Origin of the sequence: Kushneria halocnemicola (assembly GCF_965650455.1) — a bacterium.
Taxonomy (GTDB): domain Bacteria; phylum Pseudomonadota; class Gammaproteobacteria; order Pseudomonadales; family Halomonadaceae; genus Kushneria.
Window position 1 is genome coordinate 761,221 of record NZ_OZ287968.1, and the last position, 22,075, is coordinate 783,295.

Genomic DNA, 22,075 nt, shown 5'->3' on the forward strand with positions numbered 1-22,075 from the left:
GAACGAACAGGGTGCGGGTGTACAAACGGGTGTCATTTCAGAGCGTTGCGGTCCTGGACTTGGCTTTGGTTCCGCCAGCCCTCATATCTGTACCGGTCACGGCAGCAGGATGTCGCGCCGGTGACACCCCTGATGGCCCGTCACGCAGGCGTTGTAATAACACTTTTCACAAATGAAGTGAGGTTGGGATATGGATATCGTCAGGATCATTTTTGCCATTTTGCTGCCGCCGGTAGGCGTCTTTCTTCAGGTAGGACTGGGGCTTCAGTTCTGGGTCAACATTTTGCTGACCCTGCTGGGCTATATCCCCGGTATCATCCACGCGATCTGGATCATCGCGCGTCGTTAAAATCGGCCTGCGTTTTAACAAGATGTTGATTTAAAAAGGGAAGGCCCGTAAGGGCTTTCCCTTTTTTATGGGCCAAAAAGAAAATGATAGCGCTAACAGATTGGCCTATAAAGTCAAGGTGTATGTTCTACATACAAGGTTCAATGACACATCGTATAGTGGTGGAGTAGATATGATGTATGACAAATTTGATCCCAGCCATGCCGTTCCCCCGGCCGTTTTTTCCGGACTGCCGGCAACCTGTTTTCCCTCATTTGACATGGCTGCCTTCTGCCCAGCGTGTCGGGAACAACGCTGTTTGCGAAATGCTTGTTTACTCATTGCAAGGAGCGCATGCCATGTCGATCAGATTGTCCCTGAGTCCTGTCCGCTGTCTTCAGGCCGCAGCCGTGGCCGGCATTCTGGCCGGCATGACACTGCCGGCCCAGGCCGATAACTGGCGGGGCTGGAACGTTCATCCGCCGGGCTATCCCAACAGTGAAGCGCTCGATAGCTTCGTCAAGGATGTGACCGAGAAAACCGACGGTCGCGTCAATGCCAAGATCTTTCATAACGGCGTACTGGGAGATCAGCCCGATGCCATCGAGCAGACCCGCAGCGGCGCGCTGAATTTTGCCAACTTCAATATGGGCCCGATGGGGCCGATCGTGCCGGAAACCAACGTGCTGTCGCTGCCGTTTCTGTTCAAGGACATCGACGCCATGCACCACGTCATGGACGGCGAGATCGGCGAACGCTTTGCCGAGGCGCTGGAGCGAAAAAATCTGGTAGCGCTGTCCTGGTTCGATTCGGGCTCGCGCAGTGTCTACAACACCAAACGCCCCATTAACGAGCCTGATGACATGCAGGGGCTCAAGGTGCGTGTCATGAACAACGACCTCTACGTGGAGATGATCAATGCACTGGGCGGCAACGCCACGCCCATGGCGTATGGCGAGGTGTATCAGTCGCTCAAGACCGGCGTGCTTGACGGTGCCGAAAACAACTTCCCCTCCTTTGAGTCCAGCGGTCATGACGAGGTCGCGAAATATTTCTCCGAGACCGAGCACCTGATTCTGCCCGAGTGCGTATGTATCGCCAAAAGAAGCTGGGACAAACTCTCCGAGGAAGATCAGGGTATCGTGCGTCAGGCCGCCCTTGATGCCGCAACGCTGCAGCGTCAGCTCTGGGCGGAAGGCTCCAAAAAGAGCCGCGATGAGGTCATCGCCGCCGGTGTCGAGATCAACGAGGTGGACAAGCCGGCCTTCCAGGAAAGAATGGAACCGATCTACGCAGCCTTCATCGAACAACATCCCGATCTTGAGCCCCTGCTCAACGATATTCGCAACGCTCAGTAAAACAACAACCGCGAAGGGCGCGGCTCACTCCCGACGATGACGGGGGTGAGGCGTGTCCGGGAGCTTCCCTGCCATGAATAGTTCTACCGACCAGATCGAAGACATCCCCGAGGACCACCCGACTCGGGGTGTTGCCGGGCGCCTGCTCGATGGGCTGGCCCATCTGTGCATCGTGGTTTCCGGCACGCTGCTGGTGTTTCTGATCGTCTCGTTTGGCTGGCTGGTCTATGGCCGCTACGTGCTCAACAACACGCCGACCTGGGTCGAGCAGTCCTCGCTTTTGATCGTGGTATATATCACCTGTCTCGGCGCCGCCGCCGGGGTGCGCCATAACACGCACCTGAGCATCGATATGGTGCGCGAGGCCCTGCCGGCGATTCCCAGAGCGATCATGTGTTATCTCGCCGATCTTTTTGTTCTCGTTTTTGGCGTGTTCATGGCCTGGCAGGGCACCAACCTGGTGCTGGACAACACCACCCGGGCGATTCCCATGATCGGGCTGTCCGAGAGCTGGCGGGCGGCGCCGCTGGCCATCTGCGGTGCGTTAATGGTTCTGTTTGCCGGCGCCAACATCGTCGAGCGTCTTACCCATAAAACAAGGATGTAAATGCAATGGGCCTGATGATCCTGTTTGGCGTGTTCTTTATCGGGCTGGTCATCGGCGCACCGGTGGCCTTTGCCGTGGGACTGGCCGCCGTTGTGACCTTTCTCTATGAGGGGCTGCCGCTGTTTGTCGGCTTTCAGCGCATTCTCTCGGGTATTTCGGTATTTTCGCTGCTGGCGATTCCGTTTTTCATCTTCGCCGGCGAGCTGATGCTTCACGGCGGCATTTCCGACCGGCTGGTGCGGCTGGCCTCTGCCGCCGTAGGGCGCGTGCGCGGTGGTCTGGGGCTGGTCAACGTCAGCTCCTCGATGCTTTTTGGCGGGATTTCCGGTTCGGCCGTGGCCGATACCTCGGCGCTGGGCTCGATCCTGATTCCGGTCATGAAGGAGAAAGGCTACGACGCCGATTACGCCGTCAACGTTACGGTGACCTCCTCGATTGCCGGCGTGGTCATTCCCCCCAGCCACAACATGATCCTCTACGCTGTCGCAGCCGGCGGCGGCATCTCGGTGACCCAGCTGTTCATGGCCGGTGTCGTGCCGGGCGTTTTGATGTGTGTGGCACTTGCCGTGGCGGCCTATGTGGTGGCCGTCAAGCGGGGCTATCCCGCCGAGACCTTCCCGGGCTGGCGGGTACTGTTGATCAGTCTGGTGGCAGCGCTGCCGGGGCTGATGACAGCGATCATCATTGTCGGCGGGGTGCTCTCCGGTATTCTGACCGTCACCGAATCAGGGGCGTTTGGCGCCATCTACGCCATCGTGGTGACGGCGCTGGTCTATCGTGAACTGCGCTGGAAGAACTTCAAAAAAGCGGTCTATCAGTCGGTGCGCACCACCTCGCTGGTGATGATTCTGGTCGGCTGTGCCTCGGCGTTCTCCTACCTGCTGGCGCTTTACAGCGTGCCGGAGCTTCTGACCGATCTGTTGCTGGATATTTCCGATAACCCGCTCGTGATTCTTTTGATGCTCAACGTGACCCTGCTGGGGCTGGGCATGATCATGGACATGGCGGCGCTGATTTTGATCTGCACGCCGATCTTTTTGCCGATCGCCATGCAGTTCGGCATGGACCCGATACAGTTTGGCGTCGTCATGATGATCAACCTGGGGATGGGGCTTTGCACCCCGCCGGTCGGGGCCTGTCTGTTCGTGGGCAGCGTCATCGGCAAGATCAAGATGGAACAGGCCGTGCGCACCATCTGGCCGTTTTATCTGGCGCTGTTTGCCGTGCTGATGCTGGTGACCTACGTCCCCATGGTCTCCATGTGGCTGCCGGGCCTGATCGAATAGCCCTTTGATGCCTTGACCACAACACCGCGACGATAAAAAAGAGGCTTTTGAAAAGCCTCTTTTTTTAAACGTTTTTCGTCGTGCCGATGGGATCAGGGCTCGAGCGCTACCGAATCTCCCGCGGCCACCTGCTGGCCATTGACGAACAGCACGCGCCGGTCATCGGTGGGCAGCTCGATGCGCAGACTGTCATGGGCGGGGCGGTAGTGACCCTGCGTTTGCCAGTTCAGGTGAATGGTCTTTTCGTCACAGGCCAGTTCCAGCGTCATGACCAGCGTGCCGCGGCCCTGATCGAGATGGCTTTCGCCGTCGTCCTCAAAGATTGTGACGGTGCGCTGGCCCTGTCGGGTAAAGGGATAGAGTCGCAGCGCGCGGGCCGTGTCGCGTTCGGCATCGACATGAGCGATTCGATCGGAGACGGGGATGACGCTGCCGGCCCGGACGAAAAGCGGTATGTGTTCCAGTGGGGCATCCACCGTGACGGTTGTGCCGGGCGCAAAGTGTTTATCCCCCTCGAAGGTGTACCAGCCCTCGCCGTTGTCCGGCAGATAGAGCGTTCGCTCACGGGCGTCCGCCTCCATGACCGTGGCGACCAGCAGGTCACGACCGAGCAGGAATTCATCGTTTTCTGCAAACGTCTGCGCGTCGTGCTCATGATCCAGAAGGGTCGGGCGGATCATCGGCTCGTGATCGATATGGGCCTGCCATAGCAGCGTATAGAGGTAGGGGAGCAGACGATAGCGCAGCTCGATGGCCTGACGCACGGCGTCCACGGCCTCCGGATACATCCAGGGCTCGTTGACCGTGCCGTCATCGTTCCATGAGTGGATGGTAAAGCGTGGATGCATGACGCCGTTTTGCACCCAGCGAATGAACAGCTCGGCCTCCGGGCGCGGGCCGGCAAAGCCACCGACATCATGGCCGATGTTGGAAATGCCGCTCAGGGCCATGCCCAGCCCCATGCGCTGGTTGTAGCGCAGCGTGGGCCATTCGGTGCGGTTGTCGCCGGTCCAGGTCTGGGCGTAGCGCTGCAGCCCCGGCCCGCCCGAGCGCGTGATCAGAAAGGGGCGTTTGTCCGGCGCGTGGCGGGCCTGGGCGTCATGAGAGGCTCGCACCATTAAAAGCGACAGCACCGGCTTGCCGACCGAGGCGGTCAGCGGCGTGCCAAAGCCTTCCAGCCGCGCCTGCTCATCGATGATCTGGAACTCGTTGTTGTCATTCCAGCTGCTGTCCACACCGAGCTCGAGCAGCTGCTTTTGAAGGTTGTCCTGCCACCACTGCTGGGTGGCCGGGTTGGTGAAGTCCAGATGAGAGCCATCGGCGTCCCAGAAGGGCGAGATTTCAGGCGTTCCGGTATCGGAGTCGGCGACAAAAAGGCCCTTGTCGGCGGCCTCATCGTAGGCCGGATGGTCCGTCAGCAGGCAGGGCTTGATGTTGGCAATTACCCGCATTCCGGCGTCGTGAAAGCGTTTCACCATGGTCTCTGGCGATGGCACCTTGTCCCGGTTCCAGGTAAAGACGTAGCGCTTGGCACCGATCGACGAGTACCCCGAGGAGAGCTGAAACGAGTCGCAGGGAATATTGTGCTGCTGGCACAGATCAACAAACTCGCCAAGTCTCTCCTGGGCATTGGGGGCGTCGGTGTAGTGCATGGTCGAGCCTGAATAGCCCAGCGACCACTTCGGGCCGAAGGCCACCCCGCCGGTGAGTCGAGTGAATTGTTTGACCACATCGACAATGGCGGGGCCGAGCAGAAACCACATGTCGAGATCACCGTCCTCGGCGCGAAACGCGCGATAGGGCGGATGATAGTTGTCGAGCTCGTTGCCCAGATCAAAACGCGACGTGGAGAGGTTGTCGTAGAAAATACCGTAGGACAGACCTTCGGATGTGCGGGTAATGGTAAAGGGAATGTGCTTGTAGAGCGGGTCGGTGCGATCGGCGCGGTAGCCCATGGCATCCAGCGTTCGCATTTCAAAGCGCCGTCCGGAGCGCTCCAGATCACCGCTTTTTTCGCCCAGCCCGTAATAGCGCTCTCCGCTGTCGCGGGTCATGTAGTGCTCAACGCCCTGGCCATGACGGGACACGGCGATGCCGCCGGTGGGCCGGTCCCGGGTTAGGCTGATCCATTGGCCCTGATGGCGAATCGACCACTCCAGCCGCAGGGGCCGGTGGACGGTCAGGCGCAGATGATCCATCTCGATGACCAGTCCATCCGCGGTTTCTTCCCAGTGCCACTGCGGGGTTTCAAATCCGTCGCTTGTCAGACGATGCCGTCCCTCTCTGGACAGATCACCCTGCGGGTCGATCGACCAGGTATATGCCGGTCGCGGCTGTTCGGGGCGGTAGACGAAGACCCGGACGATATCGGCTGCCAGCGGGAAAATGACCATATGGCGGTCGCCGGTCTCCAGCACGAGGCGATCTTCCATAACCTCGTGAAGTGACCAGTCGGAAAGAAAGCGCATGGTGACCTCGTTAATTCAAGAGCAGGTTGGGCAAAAAAAGGCTGATCTGAGGGATGTAGGTAATCAACAAAAGCAGCGCCAGCAGCATCAAAAACATCGGCAGCAGCGGTCGAACGACGCTGCTGATCGGGACGCCGGCAATGGAGCTTCCCACAAAAAGCGCGCTTCCCACAGGCGGGGTGCAGATCCCGATACACAGATTGAAGGTCAGCACCACGCCGAAATGGACGGGGTCCATGCCGAACTGGGTGACAATCGGCAAAAAGATCGGTGTGAAGATCAAAAGCGCCGGGGTGATATCCATGAACATGCCGATACACAAAATCACCAGGTTGATCAAAAGCAAAATGACCAGCGGATTGTCGGAAAGGCCCAGCAGTAGTTCGGAAAGCTGTTGGGGAATGTTTTCAAGCGACATCGACCAGGACATGGCGCCGGACACGGCAATCAGCGGCAGCACGATCGCCGTGGTCATGGCCGCATCCAGCACGATAGTCGGCAGAGTGCGAAAGGTGACGGTACGGTAGACGACCATGGTCAGTATCAGCGTGTAGACCACGGCGATGGCCGAGGCCTCGGTCGCGGTGAAAACACCCGTAATGATGCCGCCGATCACGATCACCATCAAAAGCACCGAGGGTATGGCGTGCAATAGCGTGGTCACGACATCCCGCCCGGAAGGGCGGGGCGAGGTCGGATAGCCGCGGCGTTTGGCGATCACCCCGGCCACCACCATCAGCCCCAGGCCCATTAAAAGGCCGGGCAGATAGCCGGCCACAAACAGCGCGGCAATGGATGTGCCGCCGGAGACCAGTGAATAGACGATAAAGGTGGAGCTGGGCGGGATGAGAAGCCCGGCCGGGCTGGAGGCGATATTGACGGCGGCGGCGTAGCCGGGCTCATAGCCCTCGCGCTTTTGCAGCGGCGTCATGACGCTGCCGACGGCGGCGCAGGAGGCCACGGCCGACCCGGAAATGGAACCAAAGAGCATGTTGGCCACCACATTGCAGTGCGCCAGACCGCCCGGCAGACGCCCCACGATCAACCTTGCAAGGTCGATCAGGCGAATGGCAATGCCGCCGTGGTTCATCAGGCTGCCGGCCAGAATGAAAAAGGGAATTGCCAAGAGCGTAAAGCTGTCCAGCCCCGCCAGCATGCGCTGTGCCACCACATAGGCGCTGGTATCCAGTGAAAAGGCGGTGCACAGCGTGGTCAGTGAGGCCAGGCCAATGGCATAGATAATGGGCAGGCCCAGCATCATCAAAACGAAAAACGTCCCGAACAAAAGGGCGGCTTCAATCACCATGACGGTCATCTCCCTTCTGGTTCGGCGCGTTTTCTGAAAAGACAAGATGCAGCATCTGCAGGCAGGCATGAAAGGCGATAAAGGCGCCGGAAAGCGGCAGGGCCAGATAGATCCAGCCCATGTACCAGCCCAGAACAGGCGTGGTCTGCGCACTCGAAAGCGTTGTCACGACAAGGCTTGTGCCGCCGTAGAGCATGATGTAGCCGGCAAAGAAGAGCACCAGCAGCTGAAGGAAGAACAAAAGCCATCGCCTGGCAGGCCAGGCAAGCGCCTCGGGCAGCAGATCAATGGAAAGATGGCGCATCCTGCCCGAGGCGTAGGCCGCACCCAGAAGCCCCAGCCAGATCAGGGCGAAGCGGGCCATTTCATCGGTGGCGGTGGTGGGGGAGTCGGTGAGATAGCGGCTGCCGACCTGAACGACGACCACGGCAACCAGCACGAAGAAAAGACCGATCAACATCGCGCCCAGAATGCGATCAAGCAAGGAGGACACCCGGTTGAGTGCGAGAAACAACCCTTGCGGCGAGGGCATCACGCTTTCTCCTTGTATGATGTATGACCTGAAAAAATTCCGGCCAGCATGTCGGGATTCGAAGGGCCCATCAACCTGGACATTGGTCGCTTTGACGTCATCGCAAAGGGCTGATTAGCTTTCAAAAATTTTGGTACTGCTGAGGAGTCCGGCCGCGTGATCAATCGTCGTAAATTCTGCACGCTGACGGCCGGAGCACTGCTTCTGGGACCGGCAATGGCCTCCCGGGCGGCGCGGTCAGGCGCGCAGGAGCTGCGATTGAGCCACAATCTCACCACCGATCACTCCGTGCACAAGGCCATGACCATGATGGGGGAGCGTCTTGTCGAGCTGACCGATGGTGCGGTGAGCCTGCGCATCTACCCCGGCGCGCAGCTGGGCACCCAGCGCGAATCCGTCGAGCTCGTGCAGCGCGGCATCCTCGACATGGCCAAGACCAATGCCAGCGAGCTGGAAGCCTTCGATCCCGTGTTTTCGGTGCTCAACGTTCCCTACCTGTTTACCAGTCGTGATCACTTTTACCAGGCGTTGACCGGCGATATCGGCCGCGAACTCTTTCAGGCCTCGCGCCGCCGAGGCTTTGAGGGCGTCACCTTTTATGACTCCGGGGCGCGCAGCTTTTATGCCACACGTGCGATTCATACCCCGAAAGATCTCTACAATATGAAGATTCGGGTCCAGCCCAGCGCCACAGCCATTGCCATGACGCAGCTGCTGGGGGCCAGTCCGACGCCGCTGGATTTCGGCGATCTCTACACCGCGCTGCAGCAGGGCGTTGTTGACGGCGCCGAGAACAACCCCACGGCGCTGGTAACGGCCAACCATGGTGAAGTCGCCAAATTTTTCACCCTCGATGAACACACGCGGGTGCCCGACATGCTGGTGATCTCATCACAAACGCTTGAACGGTTGTCGAGCACCCAGCGCGACGCGCTCTATCAGGCCGCCCACGAGTCGATGCTGTTTCAAAAGCAGGCGTGGGAAAGGGCGAGCGAACAGGCAGTGATCACGGCAGGCCGGGACATGGGCGTTGAATTCATTCAGGTCGATCAGGCGCTTTTTGCCGAGAAAACCCGACCGCTTCGTGACGACATCGCCGCGCAGTCGGCGCAGTCCGGAAAAATGATTCAGGCCATCGAGCGGCTGTCGACATAGGCCATGTATTTTGCAAGGGATGCCCGGCAGGCGGGGCGGGCGCTGCAGTGTCACGTGTGAGACCGGTAATGATGCCGGTTGCCGTACCATTGACCTCTCAAAGGAGAATACCGTGCTCAATCGTCTTCTTGTGACCGGCGCCGCCGGCGGGCTGGGGCAGGCCCTTCGTCCCTATCTGTCACGTCTGGCCCGCCAGGTGCGACTGTCCGATATCGTCGAGATGGAAAAGGAGGGCGATCACGAAGAGATCGTGCGCTGCGAACTCTCCGATGCCGCCGCCGTCAGCGAGCTGGTGCGCGACTGTGATGGCATCGTGCATCTGGGCGGCATCTCGGTCGAAAAGCCCTGGCAGGATATTCTTCAGGCCAACATCATCGGCACCTATAACCTTTACGAAGCGGCTCGTCATCACGGCCGCCCGCGGGTTGTCTTTGCCAGCTCCAACCACACCATCGGCTACTATCCGCGCACGACACACATTGATACCGACTCGCCGCGCCGGCCCGATTCGCTCTACGGGGTCTCCAAATGCTTCGGCGAGGACCTTGCCAGTCTCTACTACCACAAGTTCAACGTCGAAACGCTCAACGTGCGGATCGGTTCGTGCTTTCCCAAACCGGTCGACACCCGAATGCTCGCCACCTGGATGAGCGTGGAAGACTTTGTGGCGCTGCTGGAGCGGGCGTTCGTGGCGCCGAAGCTGGGCTGTACTGTGATCTATGGCGTCTCAAACAACAATGAAGGCTGGTGGGACAACCGCAAGTCCTCGTTTCTGGGCTGGGTGCCAAAGGACAGCTCCGAGCCCTGGCGCGCGGAGACCGAGGCTGCTGCCGGCGAGATTGACCCTGACGACCCCACGGTGGTCTATCAGGGCGGCAAATTCGCCGCGACCGGCCACCCTGACGATTGAGATAGCGCCCGCCTGAGATGTCCTGACGACGTCGAGTCCCCATGAGCATCTGGGGACCCGCGTTGTGTGTTCGGCCTGCCTGCGCAGTCGATCCTTTCAACGCTTTCGCCTGTCGGCGGGCCGGCCCGCGGCGCCTGTGGCGGGTCCTGAACCTTTATGTCCAAAGTTTAATGGACCAAGGTCGCGTAGTTTCAAAAGTATGATGTATGACACCCTGGTTGCCCGCATCCGTTGATTGAAGCCATCTGAAGCCGACGCCATACGACGTGTTTCAGAACGCGGCACACCCCCCCCCATGGCCCTCTTCATGAGGTGGTCGTGACGGCGTGTGTCACAACGGTGACCACCCGCGAACCTTCAGCCACCAGGGGACTGCCATGGCGCCACATACCGAGACACCCACCATCGTATCCATGCGGGTCATTCCCGTGGCCGGGCGCGACAGCATGCTGCTTAACGTGGGCGGCGCGCACTCTCCCTTTTTCACGCGCAATATTCTGATTCTGGAAGACAGTGCCGGGCGAACGGGCGTCGGCGAAGCGCCGGGCGGCGAGACCATTCAGCGCTCGCTGGAACAGGCCCGCCAGGTCGTTGAAGGCCAGTCGCTGGGTCGGCTGCGCTCGATGGTCTCGACGCTGGCGGCCAGCGGTCAGCGCGCCGATTTCAACGATTTCGGCAAGGGCGCCTGGACCTTTGAGCTGCGCGTCAATGCCGTGGCGGCGCTTGAGGCCGCGCTGCTGGACCTGATGGGCCAGCATCTGGGCGTGCCGGTGGCCGAACTGCTGGGCGAGGGCAAACGCCGTGACCGCGTCGAGGTGCTGGGCTATCTCTTTTTTGTCGGTGATGGCGAGCAGACGCCGCTGGACTATCGCCAGTCAACGCCTGGCCAGTCGCATGAGTGGTATCGCCAGCGCGACAGGGCCGCCATGACGCCCGAGCGTGTCGTGGAGCTGGCGCAGGCTGCACAGGACCGCTACGGCTTTCGCGACTTCAAGCTCAAGGGCGGCGTGCTGCCCGGCGAGCAGGAGATCGAGGCCGTCACGGCGCTGTCGAAAGCCTTTCCCGAGGCGCGTACCACCATCGACCCCAACGGGGCCTGGTCCCTGCAGGAGGCGATTCGCCTGTGCAAGGACCTTCACGGCGTGCTCGCCTACGCCGAAGATCCCTGTGGCGGCGAAGAGGGCTTTTCCGGTCGCGAGATTCTCGCCGAATTCCGCCACGCCACCGGGCTGCCGGTCGCGACCAATATGGTTGCCACCAACTGGCGGGAGATGGCGCACGCCCTGATGCTGCGCAGCGTGGACATTCCGTTGGCCGATCCGCACTTCTGGACGCTTTCCGGCGCCGTGCGCGTATCGCAGCTCTGCGCCGACCACGGCATGACCTGGGGCTCACACTCCAACAATCACTTCGATATTTCGCTGGCCATGTTCGCTCAGGTCGGCGCGGCGGCCGTGGGATCGGTCACCGCGCTGGATACCCACTGGATCTGGCAGGAAGGCGATGCCCGCCTGACTCGTGAATCCCCCGAGATCATCGATGGCCACGTGGCCGTCACCGACGCGCCGGGTCTGGGCATCGAGCTCGACATGGAGGCAATCGACAAGGCCAACGCACTTTATCGTGCCCTGCCGGCCGGCGCGCGCAACGACGCCATGGCCATGCAGTATCTGATTGATGGCTGGACGTTCGACCCGAAGCGCCCGGCACTGGTGCGCTAGAGACTGTTTCAATACAAGGAAAACAATCATGAAAAGATTACTGAGTACGCTGACGGTCGCAGCCACCATGGTGCTGGCCGGCCCCGCAATGGCGGCTGACTATCCCACCAAAAGTGTCGACATGATCGTGCCGTTTTCCGCCGGGGGCGGTAACGACACCTTCGTGCGCGCCCTGCAGCCGCTGCTTGAAAAGCAGCTGGGTCAGGATCTGGTCATTCGCAATATCGCCGGCGGGGGCGGGGCGGTTGGCACCTCAAGAGTGGCCGCTTCAAGGCCCGACGGCTACACCATGCTGGCGGCCAGCAACGCCATGCTCACACTGGAAGCCATGGGCAACGTCGCCTTTACCCATGATGATTTCGACTTCATCGCCAAGGTCATCGAAGAGCCCTACGTGATCGCGGTGGGTGACAACGACAAGTATCAGGATCTGGCCGGTCTGATCGAGGCGTCAAAACAAGGCAATCGCGTCAGGGTCGGCGTGTCAGGCGTTGGCTCTTCGGCGCACATTGCCGCGGTGGCCATGCAAAACCGCACCGGCGCGAACTTCAACATCATCCCCTATCCCGGCGGGTCGGAGACGATCTCGGCAGCCATGGGCAACCACGTGGACGCGGTGGTGCTGGGCGGCTCGGAGCTGCGCTCGGCGCTGGCCTCCGGTCGACTGACGGCGCTGGCCATGAGCTACGCCGAGCGCAGTGATTCGCTGCCTGACGTGCCGACCTTTCAGGAGTCGGGCTATGACCTGACGCTGACGGTATGGCGCGGTATCGCAGCGCCGAAGGGCATCCCCGAGGAGGTCGAGCAGCAGTGGGTCGAGGCCCTTCAGCAGATCGTGGCCGATGGCTCCTACGAGGAAACGGCCGAAAACCTCGGTACGCAGCTTGCGCCGCTCTACGGTGAAGAGCTCGACAGCTTCATCGACGACTCGGCAGACGTCATGCGTGAAGCCGCCGGTGATCTGGCGAAGTAAGGCGTTCGGTGCGCCGCCTTTCGAGGGCGGCGTGCCAATTCGGGGCAGGCGACGGTGGGCGCCTGTGCCTTCAGTGATGGAGCCATGAACATGCAACGTGATATCGGCAAGCCGCTGTTTGATCTGCTGCTGGTGATCGCATCAATCGCTGCCTTTGCTGTCTCGACGACTTTGCCCGACATCGAGATCGTCGGCGACCTGTCGCCGGCGTTTTTTCCCATGCTGATCTCGGCGCTGGTCTTTTTGTTTGCCGTGCCGTGTCTGATCAAGGATTTTCGCGAGTGGCAGACAGCCGATGCCGGCAGGCGCACCGGTTCTTCGCGCGGCGTGGCGCAGTGGCTTTTGATCGTGGCGCTGGCACTGGTCTATATCCTCATCTTTGAAAGGATTGGCTATATCCTCAGCACGGCGATCTTTACGTTTTTGTGTGTCGTCGGGCTACTGCTGACAGGCGGCACCTGGCGTGAAATGACGCCCGCCGGTCGCGCCAAAAGCCTGGCCGGGGCGGTGGCCTTCGCCGGGATACTGTCCGTTGTCATCTTTTATGTGTTTACCGAGCTGTTTGAAATTCCGCTACCTGCCTGACATTGAGGGCGCGGCATGACCCCTGGGAGCGTTTCATGATTTCCGGCTATCTCGATGGACTGGGTATGGTGATGCAGTTCACCACGCTGCTGGCGATTGCCGGCGGCACACTTCTGGGCATCATCATGGGGGCGCTGCCGGGGCTGACGTCGGCCATGGCGGTGGCGCTGCTGCTGCCGGTCACCTTCGGCATGCCCCCGGTCATGGGGATCGGCATGATGCTGGGCGCGCTGTGTGGCGCCGGTGCCAGCGGCTCGATCCCGGCCATTTTGCTCAATATTCCGGGCACGCCTTCGTCGGTGGCGACCACCTTCGATGGCTTCCCCATGGCGCAAAAGGGCGAAGCAGGGCGCGCGCTGGGACTGTCGATCGTGGCCTCCTTTCTGGGCGGGGTGGCGAGCATGGTCATTCTGAGCCTTCTGGCCCCGCCGATCGCGGATTTTGCCCTGCGCTTCGGGGCGGCCGAATACTTCTCGCTGAGCGTGTTCGGGCTGGTGATCATCGCCTCGGTAGCCGGCAAGTCGCTGCTCAAGGGGTTGATTGCCGGGCTGCTCGGCTTTTTTGTCTCCATTATCGGTACGGACCCCATCACCGGGGTGGACCGCTTTACCTTTGGAGAGCTGTCGCTTTTGACCGGCATCAATCTGTTGCCGGCGCTGATCGGTCTGTTCGCTGTCTCCCAGGTGCTCAAGGATGCCTTCGAGTATGACCCGCATCAGCGTCTGAAGGAGAGTGGTCATCGCGTGGATGTGGCGCGCCCCCGATTCATGGAAACGCTGCGTAACTGGCGGGCGCTGCTGGCGGGCATTCTCTCCGGGTCGGTTGTCGGCCCCGTGCCCGGCGCCGGGGGCAGCATTGCCTCACTGGTCGCCTACGATCAGACGCGACGCTTTTCAAAACATCCTGAAAAATTCGGCACCGGGTATGCGCCTGGCATCGTTTCGGTGGAAAGTGCCAATAACGCCCTGCTGGGTGGCGCCCTGATCCCGACGCTGGCGCTGGGCATTCCGGGCGAGGCGGCAACGGCGGTGCTGCTTGGCGGATTGATGATTCAGGGGATCACCCCCGGCCCGATGCTCTTTGATGATCAAAGCGGCATCGTTTACGGCATTTTTCTGGCCTATCTGGTGGCCAATATCTTCATGCTGTTGATCATGTGTCTGGGCATCAAGGTGTTTATCCGCGTGCTGATGGTGCCGCGCAAACAGCTGCTCTCGGCCATTCTGGTGCTGTGTTTTATCGGGGTCTACGGCGTGGATGGAGATGTCTTCAATCTCTATTTGATGCTGGGCTTTGGCATTCTGGGCTATTTCCTCAACCGCTATGACTTTGGCACCGCACCGGTCATTCTGGGCCTGATTCTGGGGCCGATCGCCGAATCCAACCTGCGCCGCGGGCTGCAGGCGTTCGAGGGCGACTGGACGCCGTTTGTCACCCGGCCCATCAGCCTGACCTTTCTGGTCATTGCCGTGGGGCTTCTGGCGCTGACGCTGTGGCAGAACTATCGCGCCGGGCGTGTCGCCGTGACGTCGTCCGGGGAGGGTCAGGATGATAAGCGTCACTCTTGAAACCCTGCAGGATGTGATTGAACGGGCCCTGCGGCGTGCCGGCCTGACGCCCGAGGATGCCACCGTATGTGCAAGGGTTCACGCCGAAAGCACCCGTGACGGGGTGAGCTCCCACGGCCTTGATCGTATTCCACGGCTGGTGGATTACCTCGCGCGCGGCTGGGTGGACCCTCAGGGGGCCTTCGAGTCGGTACAGGCGCTGGGCGCGCTGGAGGTCTACGACGGGCATCTGGGATTGGGCGTGCCTCACGCCATGCGGGCCACCGAGCGCGCCATTGCGCTGGCCCGGCAGCACGGTATGGGGCTTGTGGCCGTGCGCAACACCACGCACTGGATGCGCGGAGGTACCTACGGCTGGCAGGCCGTGGAGCAGGGCATGGCTGCGATCATGTGGACCAATACAGAATCCTGCATGCCGGCCTGGGGGGCGAGCGAGCAGAGTATCGGCAACAATCCGCTGGTCATGGCGGTACCCGGGGGGCGAGCGCCGCTGGTACTGGATATGGCCATGTCGCAGTTCTCCTATGGCCGTCTGGGCGTGCTGAAGGAACGCGGCGAACAGCTGCCGGTAGCGGGCGGGTTCGATGACAGCGGACAGCTCACTTGTGATCCGCAGGCCATTCAGGTCACTCGACGCATTCTGCCCACCGGCTACTGGAAGGGCTCGGGACTGGCCATTTTGCTTGATGCCATGGCAGCACTCCTGTCACAGGGGCGGGCAACGCATGAGATCGACACCGTCGAGCGCGGCAGCGGGACCGGCAGTTCACAGGTGTTCATGGTGTTTGATCCCGACCAGCTCGGTGGCATCGATGCCTGCCGGGCGATGGTGGATGACATGACAGCGCATCTGTCGAAGGCGGCGCCGGATGAGTCCGGCCGTGCCGTGCGCTGGCCGGGCGCGTCCACGTTTCATCGTCGCCATGACAGCGCCGATATCGTGGTTAACCCGGACATCTGGTCGCAAGTACAGCGTCTGGCGGGTGACAGGCCCCGGTCCTGATTCGACCGGAACAAAAACGCCGCCCGACAGGGCGGCGCAATGGACCAGCGCATCGTTGTGATTGTTGATTGTCCTGATGGCTGACGGTTTTAAACGCTGATCGTGCTGACTACTGGTTGTTGTCTTCTGCGACCTTGCGTGAGGCCGGGATCATGACCTCGGCCATATCGGTGACGTAGGCGTCCAGTTCCTCGCCAAACAGCGGGCTGACCTCAACGCCGGTGCTTTCGGCAAAGCGCTTGAATTCCGGCGCCTCGATGGCCTGCTTGACCGCCTCGACCCAGGCGCTTTCGACCTGGTCATCGACGCCGGCGGGCACGGCAATGCCGCGCCACTGGCTGACCGCCAGGTCATAGCCCTGCTCCTGCATGGTCTTGACGTCGGGCAGCAGCTCGCTGCGCTGGGCACCGGTAGAAAGTACTGCCTGCAACCGGTCGCCGCGAATCTGGGAGAGCACCTCGGAAGGGTTGACCACCACGGCGTCCACATGGCCGCCCATCAGCGCCGAAATGGCCGGTGAGCCACCGTCAAAGGGCACCACCTGGACCGGAACACCCAGCTGGCTGCCCAGCATCGAGGCCACCACGTAGGTGGACGAGCCCACCCCGGACGTACCGACCTGCAGCGGCTTGCCGCTCTCCTTGAGATCCGCCACCAGGCCTTCAGCGTCCTGCCACTGGTCGTTGTTGTTGCTGACCAGCAGATAGGGCTCTTCGGTAATACGGGCCAGATAGTCAAAATCCTGATACTTGAAGCCGACGTTGCCCAGACCCTCCAGTGTGAAATTCTGGTTGTTGGCAAGCGTCAGGGTGTAACCATCGGGTTTGGCCGTCACGGTACGGGTCAGTGCCAGCGCGCCGCCGCCGGCGCCCATGTTGCGCACCACAATGGTTCGCCCAAGGCTTGATTCAAGGCCGGGTTGAAGGGCCCGCATCAGGGTGTCGGCGGCGCCGCCCGGGGAGGCGGGAATGAGCATGTCGAGATTTTTGGTCGGGTAGTCGGCCGCCCAGGCCGCTGCCGGCATGGCCGTGGCCATGATCAGTACGGATAGTGTCTTTTTCATGTGCAGCAATTCCCTCTCGGGGTAAAGACATGACGACCGCCAGGCAGTGTCATCCTCGCCCACGGTTGCCTTCGGACAGCAGTGAGCATCTTACGCAGGTTTTGTTAGCGCTATCATTTCGACTATCGTTGCAGGGCAAGCTCCAGCACAGGGTAGGGCGGTACCCGAAGCGGGGGTGAAACGGTATTACGCGCATGCACGCCCTGGCTGTAACATGACGCTCGCCGTATTTTTGAGGTTCTGCTGGAGAGATGCATGGGACGTTTTCCCGATACCCGCTCTGACAAGACGCCCGACGGCGGTCGTGACAACCCGCGCGCGACCGGCGCCGTGCGTCTGAGCGATGTAGCGGCCGCGGCCGGGGTGGCCGCCATGACCGTGTCGCGGGCCCTCAACCAGCCGGAACTTGTCAGCGAGCGGACCCGCGAGCGGGTGCAGCGCGCCGTGATCGAGACCGGCTATGTGCCCAATCGCGTGGCGGGCGCGCTGGCATCGAGTCGCAGCAAAATGGTCGCTGTGCTGGTGCCGACCGTGGCGCACTCGCTGTTTGCCGATGTGGTGCAGTCGATTACCGATACGCTCGCCGTGGAGGGCTATCAGGTGCTGCTGGGGCTGACCGGCTATCAGACGACAGAGGAAGCCGCGGTGGTCGAGACCGTATTGAGCCGGCGCCCGGATGCGCTGGTGGTGGCCGGCACCCGCCACTCCAGCGCCACGCGAGCGCGTCTCAAGGCCGCGCGCATTCCGGTGGTCGAGATCTGGGACATGAGCGAGGACCCGCTGGATATGCTGATCGGCTTTTCCCACCACGCCGTGGGGGCGGCGGTCGCCGAGCACCTGCTGGGCTGTGGCTATCAGCGCTTCGGACAGGCCATGGCCGATGACCCGCGCTCCCATCAGCGCGCCGAGGGCTTCAATGCCCGCATCCTGGCTGAACAAAAGGCCCGCCCGGACGCCGGCATCGAGGTCATTACCCGCTGGGCGGAGATACCGGCAACCCTGGTCGGCGGGCGAACGGCCACCGCGGCCGTGCTGGCGGACATGCCCGACTGCCAGGCGATTGTCTGCAGTTCGGACACGCTGGCCATGGGGGTCATTGCCGAGGCGCAAAGCCGTGCCATGAGCGTGCCACAGACGCTGGCAGTGATGGGGTTTGGCGACATGAGCTTTGCCGCCGCCACCTGGCCGGCACTGAGCACGGTGCGAATCGATGGCGCCGAGATCGGACGCCTGACCGCCGGGCATCTTCTGCAGCGCTTTGGCACCCCTCGGTCTGATCACGTTTGCGATGTTCTGGATGTCGGCTTTGAAATCATTGCCCGCCAGACCACGCTGCCGCCTCGAGCCTGAAGGGTGTCGGCGCGTCAGACCATTATCGCGTCAACGACATCGACGGAATTAGACCTTGGTCCCGATTGACACGAGGCGCCGTGTAACGCGCAATGATAGCGCTAACATCATCAGGCCGCAGCCTCGTCCCGGGTCGGTCCACGTGCCTTTGGAGTCCCCATGTCCTTTGATGCCATTACCTCGATCACCTTCTCTCACGTCCTGCTGCCGCTGGCCACGCCCATCAGCGATGCCAAGGTGCTGACCGGACGGCAAAAGCCGATGACCGAAGTCTCTTTCCTGTTTGCCGAGATCACCACGCGTGACGGCCACACCGGCATCGGTTTCAGCTACTCAAAGCGGGCCGGGGGCTATGCCCAGTACGCCCACGCCTGTGAAATCGCCCCGGCGATCATCGGTGAAGATCCCAACGACATCGACAAGCTGTGGCAAAAGCTCGTATGGGCCGGTGCATCGGTCGGGCGGGGCGGGGTGTCGACCCAGGCCATCGCCGCGGTCGATATCGGTCTGTGGGATCTCAAGGCCAGGCGTGCCGGTCTGCCGCTGGCCAAACTCATCGGCGCGCACCGCGACTCGGTGCAGTGCTACAACACCTCGGGCGGCTTTTTGCATACACCGATCGAGGAAGTGCTCAAAAACGCCACGCACTCGCTGGAAAGCGGCATCGCCGGCATCAAGATCAAGGTCGGCCAGCCCGACATGCGCATCGACCTGGAACGGGTGGCCGCGGTGCGCGCCCACATCGGTGACAACGTGCCGCTGATGGTGGATGCCAACCAGCAGTGGGACCGCGCCAGCGCGCTGCGGTTTGGTCGCGCCATGGAAAAATACGAGCTGGTGTGGATCGAGGAGCCGCTGGATGCCCACGACGCCGAAGGCCATGCCGCACTGGCCGCGGCGCTGGATACGCCAATCGCCACCGGTGAGATGCTTTCAAGCGTTGCCGAGCACGTGAAACTCATCGAGCACCGCAGCGCCGACATCATCCAGCCCGATGCCCCGCGCATTGGCGGGATTACCCAGTTTTTGAAGCTTGCCACGCTCGCCTCTCAGGCCGGGCTGCAGCTGGCGCCGCACTTTGCCATGGAAATTCACCTGCACCTGGCAGCGGCCTATCCCACCGAACCCTGGGTCGAGCACTTCGACTGGCTGGCGCCGCTGTTCAATGAAGAGCTCGAAACCCGCGATGGTCGCATGATCGTGCCGGACCGTCCGGGGCTGGGCATTACCCTGACCGAGCAGGCGCGCCAGTGGACGATCAATCATCAGACCTTTACTGCCTGACAGATATTCGAAGGGCAGCCTATGCCCTTCGTATAATGGTTTTAAAAGTATGATGTATGACAAAGTAGCTTCAACGCTCCACCGTGCGGCGGGGCAGGCCAATTCAGAGGACCCATTATGACGTTTTCACGAGCTGACGTTACGCGTGCCGCAGGCGATGGCCTGCTCTCCTTCCCGGTCACGGATTTTGACAGCGACGGTCAATTCGACGCCGAAAGCTATCGCCGTCGCATCGCATGGCTTCTCGAATACGAGATCTCCACGCTGTTCGTGGCCGGCGGTACGGGCGAGTTCTTCAATCTGGGCCTTGAAGAGTTCGGTGAAGTGGTCCGCGTGGCCGTGGAAGAGACCGCAGGCCGTGTGCCCGTCATTGCCAGCGCCGGTCAGAGCATCACCATGGCCAAGGCGCATGCCGCTGCCGCCGAGGCCGCCGGTGCTGACGGTATCCTCCTGATGCCGCCTTACCTGACCGAGTGCTCGCAGGAAGGCATCGTCGAGTACGCCGCCGAAATCTGTAACGCCACCAGCCTCAACGTGATCTATTACAACCGTGCCAATGGCGCGCTGGAAGCCCAGGCCGTCAAGGCACTGGCTGATCGCTGCCCCAACCTGATCGGTCTCAAGGACGGTCGCGGTGACATTCAGTCGCTCAACACCACCATCAAGACCGTGGGCGACCGCCTGATCTACATCGGTGGCGTGCCGACGGCCGAAATCTTCGCCGAAGCCTATCTCTCCATCGGCGTGAATACCTACTCCTCGGCGGTGTTCAACTTCGTGCCGGAGATGGCGGTGCACTTCTACAAGTCCCTGCGCGCCGGCGATCACGAGACCGTAGCTCGCCTGACCAGTGACTTTTTCATTCCGTTTGTCGAGCTGCGCGATACGTGCCGCGGCTATGCGGTGAGTCTGGTGAAGGCCGGTGCTGCTCAGGTGGGCTACCCGGGGGGCAACGTTCGTGCGCCGCTGACCATGCCCAATGCCGAAGAAGTCGAAAAGCTCAAGGTGCTGATCGAGCGCGTTCGTTAACTATTTACGACCGCCTGCCCGGGCAGGCCATAGCCTGTACGGGCAGTCGAGGGAGTCAATGACATGAAAAGGTTACTGAGCGTACTGGGCGCTGCCACGATACTGGCCAGCGGTGCGGCCATGGCGGCCGATTACCCGTCCAAAAACGTCGAGTTCATCGTGCCCTGGTCGGCCGGCGGTGGCGCGGACAACGTGGTCCGTGCCCTGCAGCCATCGCTTGAAAAGGCGCTGGGTACCACGATCGTGGTGCGCAATATTTCGGGCGGTGGCGGTGCCGTGGGCTTTTCTCGCGCGATCGCCTCAAAGCCCGATGGTTATACCGTTACCATTCCGACCAACGCCACGTTTACGCTGGAAGGGCTGGGTAACGTTGCCTTCACAAAGGATGATTTTGACTACATCGCCCGCGTGCTGGTCGAGCCCTACGTCATGGCCGTGCGTCCCAACGATGACTGGTCGGATCTGGAAAGCCTGATTGCCGAGCGCAAGGCATCCGGTGAGCCGCTGCGCATGGGCGCCTCAGGGGTCGGGTCATCGACGCATATCATGACCCTGATGCTGGGAGAGGAGCTGGGCCTGGACATGCAGGTCATCCCGTTTGACAGCGGCTCGGCAGCGGTTTCTGCCGCCATGGGCGGCCATATCGACGGCGTGGTGCTCAACCCCTCCGAGGTGGTGTCCGCCATCAACGGCGACCGCCTGGTCTCCATCGTGACCACTGGCGAAGAGCGCAGCGGCGCACTGCCGGATACGCCCACCATGACCGAGGCCGGTTACGACTTCGAGCTGTCGCAGTGGCGCGGTATTGCCGCACCGAAAGGGCTTGATCCGGAGATCGAGGCGAAGTGGGTTGAAGCGGTCAAGCAGGCCGTCGAGGATCCGCAGTTTCAAAAGGCTGCACAGAGCATGGGATCAGACATCAGCCCCTTGTATGGCGATGAGCTGGACCAGTTTGTCGAAAGAACCTCCAAACCGCTGATCGAAGAAGCCAGGGCGATCCGCCAGTAAGGTTGGCCGGGGAGTATTGAACATGGTTAAAACACGCAGCGATGCCCTGTTTCACCTGGTGCTGCTGGCGCTGGCGGGCTGGTTTCTGCAGCAGGCCTGGCATTTACCGGCCAATGCCGCGGGGGGAAGCCTTTCCCCCGCGTTTTTCCCGCGCGCCATCTCCTCTGCCATCGCCATTTTGCTGTTGATTTCAATGGTGCGGGGGCTGATCGCGGGCACACTGCTGGCGCGTGACACATCCGATAAGCCGAGCAGTTCACCGGCCTGGGTACCGGTGGTGGGCTGGTGTGCGGTGGCGCTATTGCTGGTGCTTTATGCCGCGCTGCTGGAGCCGCTGGGCTATGTGCTTTCCACGGCGGGATTTATCTTTTTGTGTGTGGCGCTGGTCAGCGTGCTGGCACGTCAGCCCGGCGAGAGCATCGCCATCGGCCGTGTCCTCATGCTGGCGCTGTTTTCTGCCGTGGTGTCGGTTGCCATCTTTTTAATCTTCTCGGTGGGGTTCGAAATCGTGCTGCCCACCATCGGCGTGATGGGGGTATGA

At 61.4% G+C, this 22,075-nt stretch carries 20 protein-coding genes; 16 read left to right on the plus strand and 4 right to left on the minus strand.

Annotation, left to right across the window (positions count from 1 at the left end; genetic code table 11):
- Positions 1-190 precede the first annotated feature (190 nt).
- From ACS92L_RS03335 to ACS92L_RS03350, 4 genes are all read left to right on the plus strand, one after another.
- The gene (locus ACS92L_RS03335) at positions 191-349 is read left to right on the plus strand and encodes a YqaE/Pmp3 family membrane protein (protein ID WP_108843789.1); all 159 of its coding nucleotides are present in this window, start codon (positions 191-193) and stop codon (positions 347-349) included.
- A 338-nt stretch (positions 350-687) separates the two neighbouring features.
- On the plus strand, positions 688-1,686 hold the full coding sequence (locus tag ACS92L_RS03340) for a TRAP transporter substrate-binding protein (protein ID WP_438767077.1): 999 nt from the start codon (positions 688-690) through the stop codon (positions 1,684-1,686).
- A gap of 73 nt (positions 1,687-1,759) precedes the next feature.
- Entirely contained in the window at positions 1,760-2,293 is a 534-nt protein-coding gene (locus ACS92L_RS03345) for a TRAP transporter small permease (RefSeq protein WP_438767079.1), read from the plus strand.
- 5 nt (positions 2,294-2,298) lie between these two features.
- On the plus strand, positions 2,299-3,579 hold the full coding sequence (locus ACS92L_RS03350) for a TRAP transporter large permease (protein ID WP_438767081.1): 1,281 nt from the start codon (positions 2,299-2,301) through the stop codon (positions 3,577-3,579).
- A gap of 92 nt (positions 3,580-3,671) precedes the next feature.
- Here ACS92L_RS03350 and ACS92L_RS03355 read toward each other — a convergent pair whose 3' ends face one another.
- The 3 genes from ACS92L_RS03355 to ACS92L_RS03365 are packed head-to-tail and all read right to left on the minus strand — an operon-like array spanning position 3,672 to position 7,885.
- Positions 3,672-6,047: a TIM-barrel domain-containing protein gene (locus ACS92L_RS03355; protein WP_438767083.1), complete on the minus strand. Its 2,376-nt coding sequence runs from the start codon at positions 6,045-6,047 to the stop codon at positions 3,672-3,674.
- 10 nt (positions 6,048-6,057) lie between these two features.
- A complete protein-coding gene (locus ACS92L_RS03360) occupies positions 6,058-7,353 on the minus strand; it encodes a TRAP transporter large permease (RefSeq protein WP_438767085.1) in 1,296 nt (431 codons plus the stop codon).
- Positions 7,343-7,885: a TRAP transporter small permease gene (locus tag ACS92L_RS03365; protein ID WP_438767087.1), complete on the minus strand. Its 543-nt coding sequence runs from the start codon at positions 7,883-7,885 to the stop codon at positions 7,343-7,345. Before ACS92L_RS03365 ends, ACS92L_RS03360 begins: the two co-directional genes overlap by 11 nt.
- A 156-nt stretch (positions 7,886-8,041) precedes the next feature.
- On the opposite strand from ACS92L_RS03365, the gene ACS92L_RS03370 reads away from it, so the two are divergent.
- From ACS92L_RS03370 to yiaK, 7 genes are all read left to right on the plus strand, one after another.
- A complete protein-coding gene (locus ACS92L_RS03370; RefSeq protein ID WP_438767089.1) occupies positions 8,042-9,040 on the plus strand; it encodes a TRAP transporter substrate-binding protein in 999 nt (332 codons plus the stop codon).
- A 112-nt stretch (positions 9,041-9,152) separates the two neighbouring features.
- Positions 9,153-9,950 (plus strand): NAD-dependent epimerase/dehydratase family protein, encoded by a 798-nt coding sequence (locus ACS92L_RS03375; protein WP_438767091.1) that lies wholly within the window; start codon positions 9,153-9,155, stop codon positions 9,948-9,950.
- 377 nt (positions 9,951-10,327) lie between these two features.
- The gene (locus ACS92L_RS03380) at positions 10,328-11,671 is read left to right on the plus strand and encodes an enolase C-terminal domain-like protein (RefSeq protein ID WP_438767093.1); all 1,344 of its coding nucleotides are present in this window, start codon (positions 10,328-10,330) and stop codon (positions 11,669-11,671) included.
- 28 nt (positions 11,672-11,699) lie between these two features.
- On the plus strand, positions 11,700-12,644 hold the full coding sequence (locus tag ACS92L_RS03385) for a Bug family tripartite tricarboxylate transporter substrate binding protein (RefSeq protein WP_438767095.1): 945 nt from the start codon (positions 11,700-11,702) through the stop codon (positions 12,642-12,644).
- Positions 12,645-12,734: 90 nt separating this feature from the next.
- Positions 12,735-13,229, plus strand: coding sequence for a tripartite tricarboxylate transporter TctB family protein (locus ACS92L_RS03390; protein WP_438767097.1), 495 nt, complete (start codon positions 12,735-12,737; stop codon positions 13,227-13,229).
- A 35-nt stretch (positions 13,230-13,264) separates the two neighbouring features.
- The gene (locus ACS92L_RS03395) at positions 13,265-14,797 is read left to right on the plus strand and encodes a tripartite tricarboxylate transporter permease (protein ID WP_438767099.1); all 1,533 of its coding nucleotides are present in this window, start codon (positions 13,265-13,267) and stop codon (positions 14,795-14,797) included.
- The gene (yiaK, locus tag ACS92L_RS03400) at positions 14,778-15,800 is read left to right on the plus strand and encodes a 3-dehydro-L-gulonate 2-dehydrogenase (RefSeq protein WP_438767101.1); all 1,023 of its coding nucleotides are present in this window, start codon (positions 14,778-14,780) and stop codon (positions 15,798-15,800) included. The genes ACS92L_RS03395 and yiaK overlap by 20 nt, the downstream gene beginning before the upstream one ends.
- A gap of 109 nt (positions 15,801-15,909) precedes the next feature.
- Here the strand turns inward: yiaK and ACS92L_RS03405 are convergent, their stop codons facing one another.
- Positions 15,910-16,863 carry a tripartite tricarboxylate transporter substrate binding protein gene (locus tag ACS92L_RS03405; RefSeq protein WP_438767103.1) on the minus strand — a complete coding sequence of 318 codons (954 nt, stop codon included), beginning with the start codon at positions 16,861-16,863 and terminating at the stop codon, positions 15,910-15,912.
- Between the two features lie 255 nt (positions 16,864-17,118).
- On the opposite strand from ACS92L_RS03405, the gene ACS92L_RS03410 reads away from it, so the two are divergent.
- From ACS92L_RS03410 to ACS92L_RS03430, 5 genes are all read left to right on the plus strand, one after another.
- Positions 17,119-18,213 (plus strand): LacI family DNA-binding transcriptional regulator, encoded by a 1,095-nt coding sequence (locus ACS92L_RS03410; protein WP_438767105.1) that lies wholly within the window; start codon positions 17,119-17,121, stop codon positions 18,211-18,213.
- A gap of 159 nt (positions 18,214-18,372) precedes the next feature.
- Positions 18,373-19,497, plus strand: coding sequence for an L-talarate/galactarate dehydratase (locus ACS92L_RS03415; protein ID WP_438767107.1), 1,125 nt, complete (start codon positions 18,373-18,375; stop codon positions 19,495-19,497).
- 117 nt (positions 19,498-19,614) lie between these two features.
- Entirely contained in the window at positions 19,615-20,526 is a 912-nt protein-coding gene (kdgD, locus tag ACS92L_RS03420) for a 5-dehydro-4-deoxyglucarate dehydratase (RefSeq protein WP_438767109.1), read from the plus strand.
- Between the two features lie 63 nt (positions 20,527-20,589).
- Complete coding sequence (locus ACS92L_RS03425) at positions 20,590-21,534, plus strand: Bug family tripartite tricarboxylate transporter substrate binding protein (RefSeq protein ID WP_438767111.1); 945 nt, start codon at positions 20,590-20,592, stop codon at positions 21,532-21,534.
- A gap of 22 nt (positions 21,535-21,556) precedes the next feature.
- Entirely contained in the window at positions 21,557-22,075 is a 519-nt protein-coding gene (locus ACS92L_RS03430) for a tripartite tricarboxylate transporter TctB family protein (protein ID WP_438767113.1), read from the plus strand.

Bases quoted from the DNA above. Each gene is read 5' to 3' on its own strand.
- ACS92L_RS03385 (WP_438767095.1), top strand. From the start codon at position 11,700: ATGAAAAGATTACTGAGTACGCTGACGGTCGCAGCCACCATGGTGCTG.
- ACS92L_RS03345 (WP_438767079.1), top strand. From the start codon at position 1,760: ATGAATAGTTCTACCGACCAGATCGAAGACATCCCCGAGGACCACCCG.
- ACS92L_RS03415 (WP_438767107.1), top strand. From the start codon at position 18,373: ATGTCCTTTGATGCCATTACCTCGATCACCTTCTCTCACGTCCTGCTG.
- ACS92L_RS03410 (WP_438767105.1), top strand. From the start codon at position 17,119: ATGGGACGTTTTCCCGATACCCGCTCTGACAAGACGCCCGACGGCGGT.
- kdgD (WP_438767109.1), top strand. From the start codon at position 19,615: ATGACGTTTTCACGAGCTGACGTTACGCGTGCCGCAGGCGATGGCCTG.
- ACS92L_RS03355 (WP_438767083.1), bottom strand. From the start codon at position 6,047: ATGCGCTTTCTTTCCGACTGGTCACTTCACGAGGTTATGGAAGATCGC.
- ACS92L_RS03340 (WP_438767077.1), top strand. From the start codon at position 688: ATGTCGATCAGATTGTCCCTGAGTCCTGTCCGCTGTCTTCAGGCCGCA.
- ACS92L_RS03350 (WP_438767081.1), top strand. From the start codon at position 2,299: ATGGGCCTGATGATCCTGTTTGGCGTGTTCTTTATCGGGCTGGTCATC.
- ACS92L_RS03380 (WP_438767093.1), top strand. From the start codon at position 10,328: ATGGCGCCACATACCGAGACACCCACCATCGTATCCATGCGGGTCATT.
- ACS92L_RS03425 (WP_438767111.1), top strand. From the start codon at position 20,590: ATGAAAAGGTTACTGAGCGTACTGGGCGCTGCCACGATACTGGCCAGC.
- ACS92L_RS03395 (WP_438767099.1), top strand. From the start codon at position 13,265: ATGATTTCCGGCTATCTCGATGGACTGGGTATGGTGATGCAGTTCACC.
- ACS92L_RS03390 (WP_438767097.1), top strand. From the start codon at position 12,735: ATGCAACGTGATATCGGCAAGCCGCTGTTTGATCTGCTGCTGGTGATC.
- ACS92L_RS03360 (WP_438767085.1), bottom strand. From the start codon at position 7,353: ATGGTGATTGAAGCCGCCCTTTTGTTCGGGACGTTTTTCGTTTTGATG.
- yiaK (WP_438767101.1), top strand. From the start codon at position 14,778: ATGATAAGCGTCACTCTTGAAACCCTGCAGGATGTGATTGAACGGGCC.
- ACS92L_RS03430 (WP_438767113.1), top strand. From the start codon at position 21,557: ATGGTTAAAACACGCAGCGATGCCCTGTTTCACCTGGTGCTGCTGGCG.
- ACS92L_RS03335 (WP_108843789.1), top strand. From the start codon at position 191: ATGGATATCGTCAGGATCATTTTTGCCATTTTGCTGCCGCCGGTAGGC.
- ACS92L_RS03365 (WP_438767087.1), bottom strand. From the start codon at position 7,885: ATGCCCTCGCCGCAAGGGTTGTTTCTCGCACTCAACCGGGTGTCCTCC.
- ACS92L_RS03405 (WP_438767103.1), bottom strand. From the start codon at position 16,863: ATGAAAAAGACACTATCCGTACTGATCATGGCCACGGCCATGCCGGCA.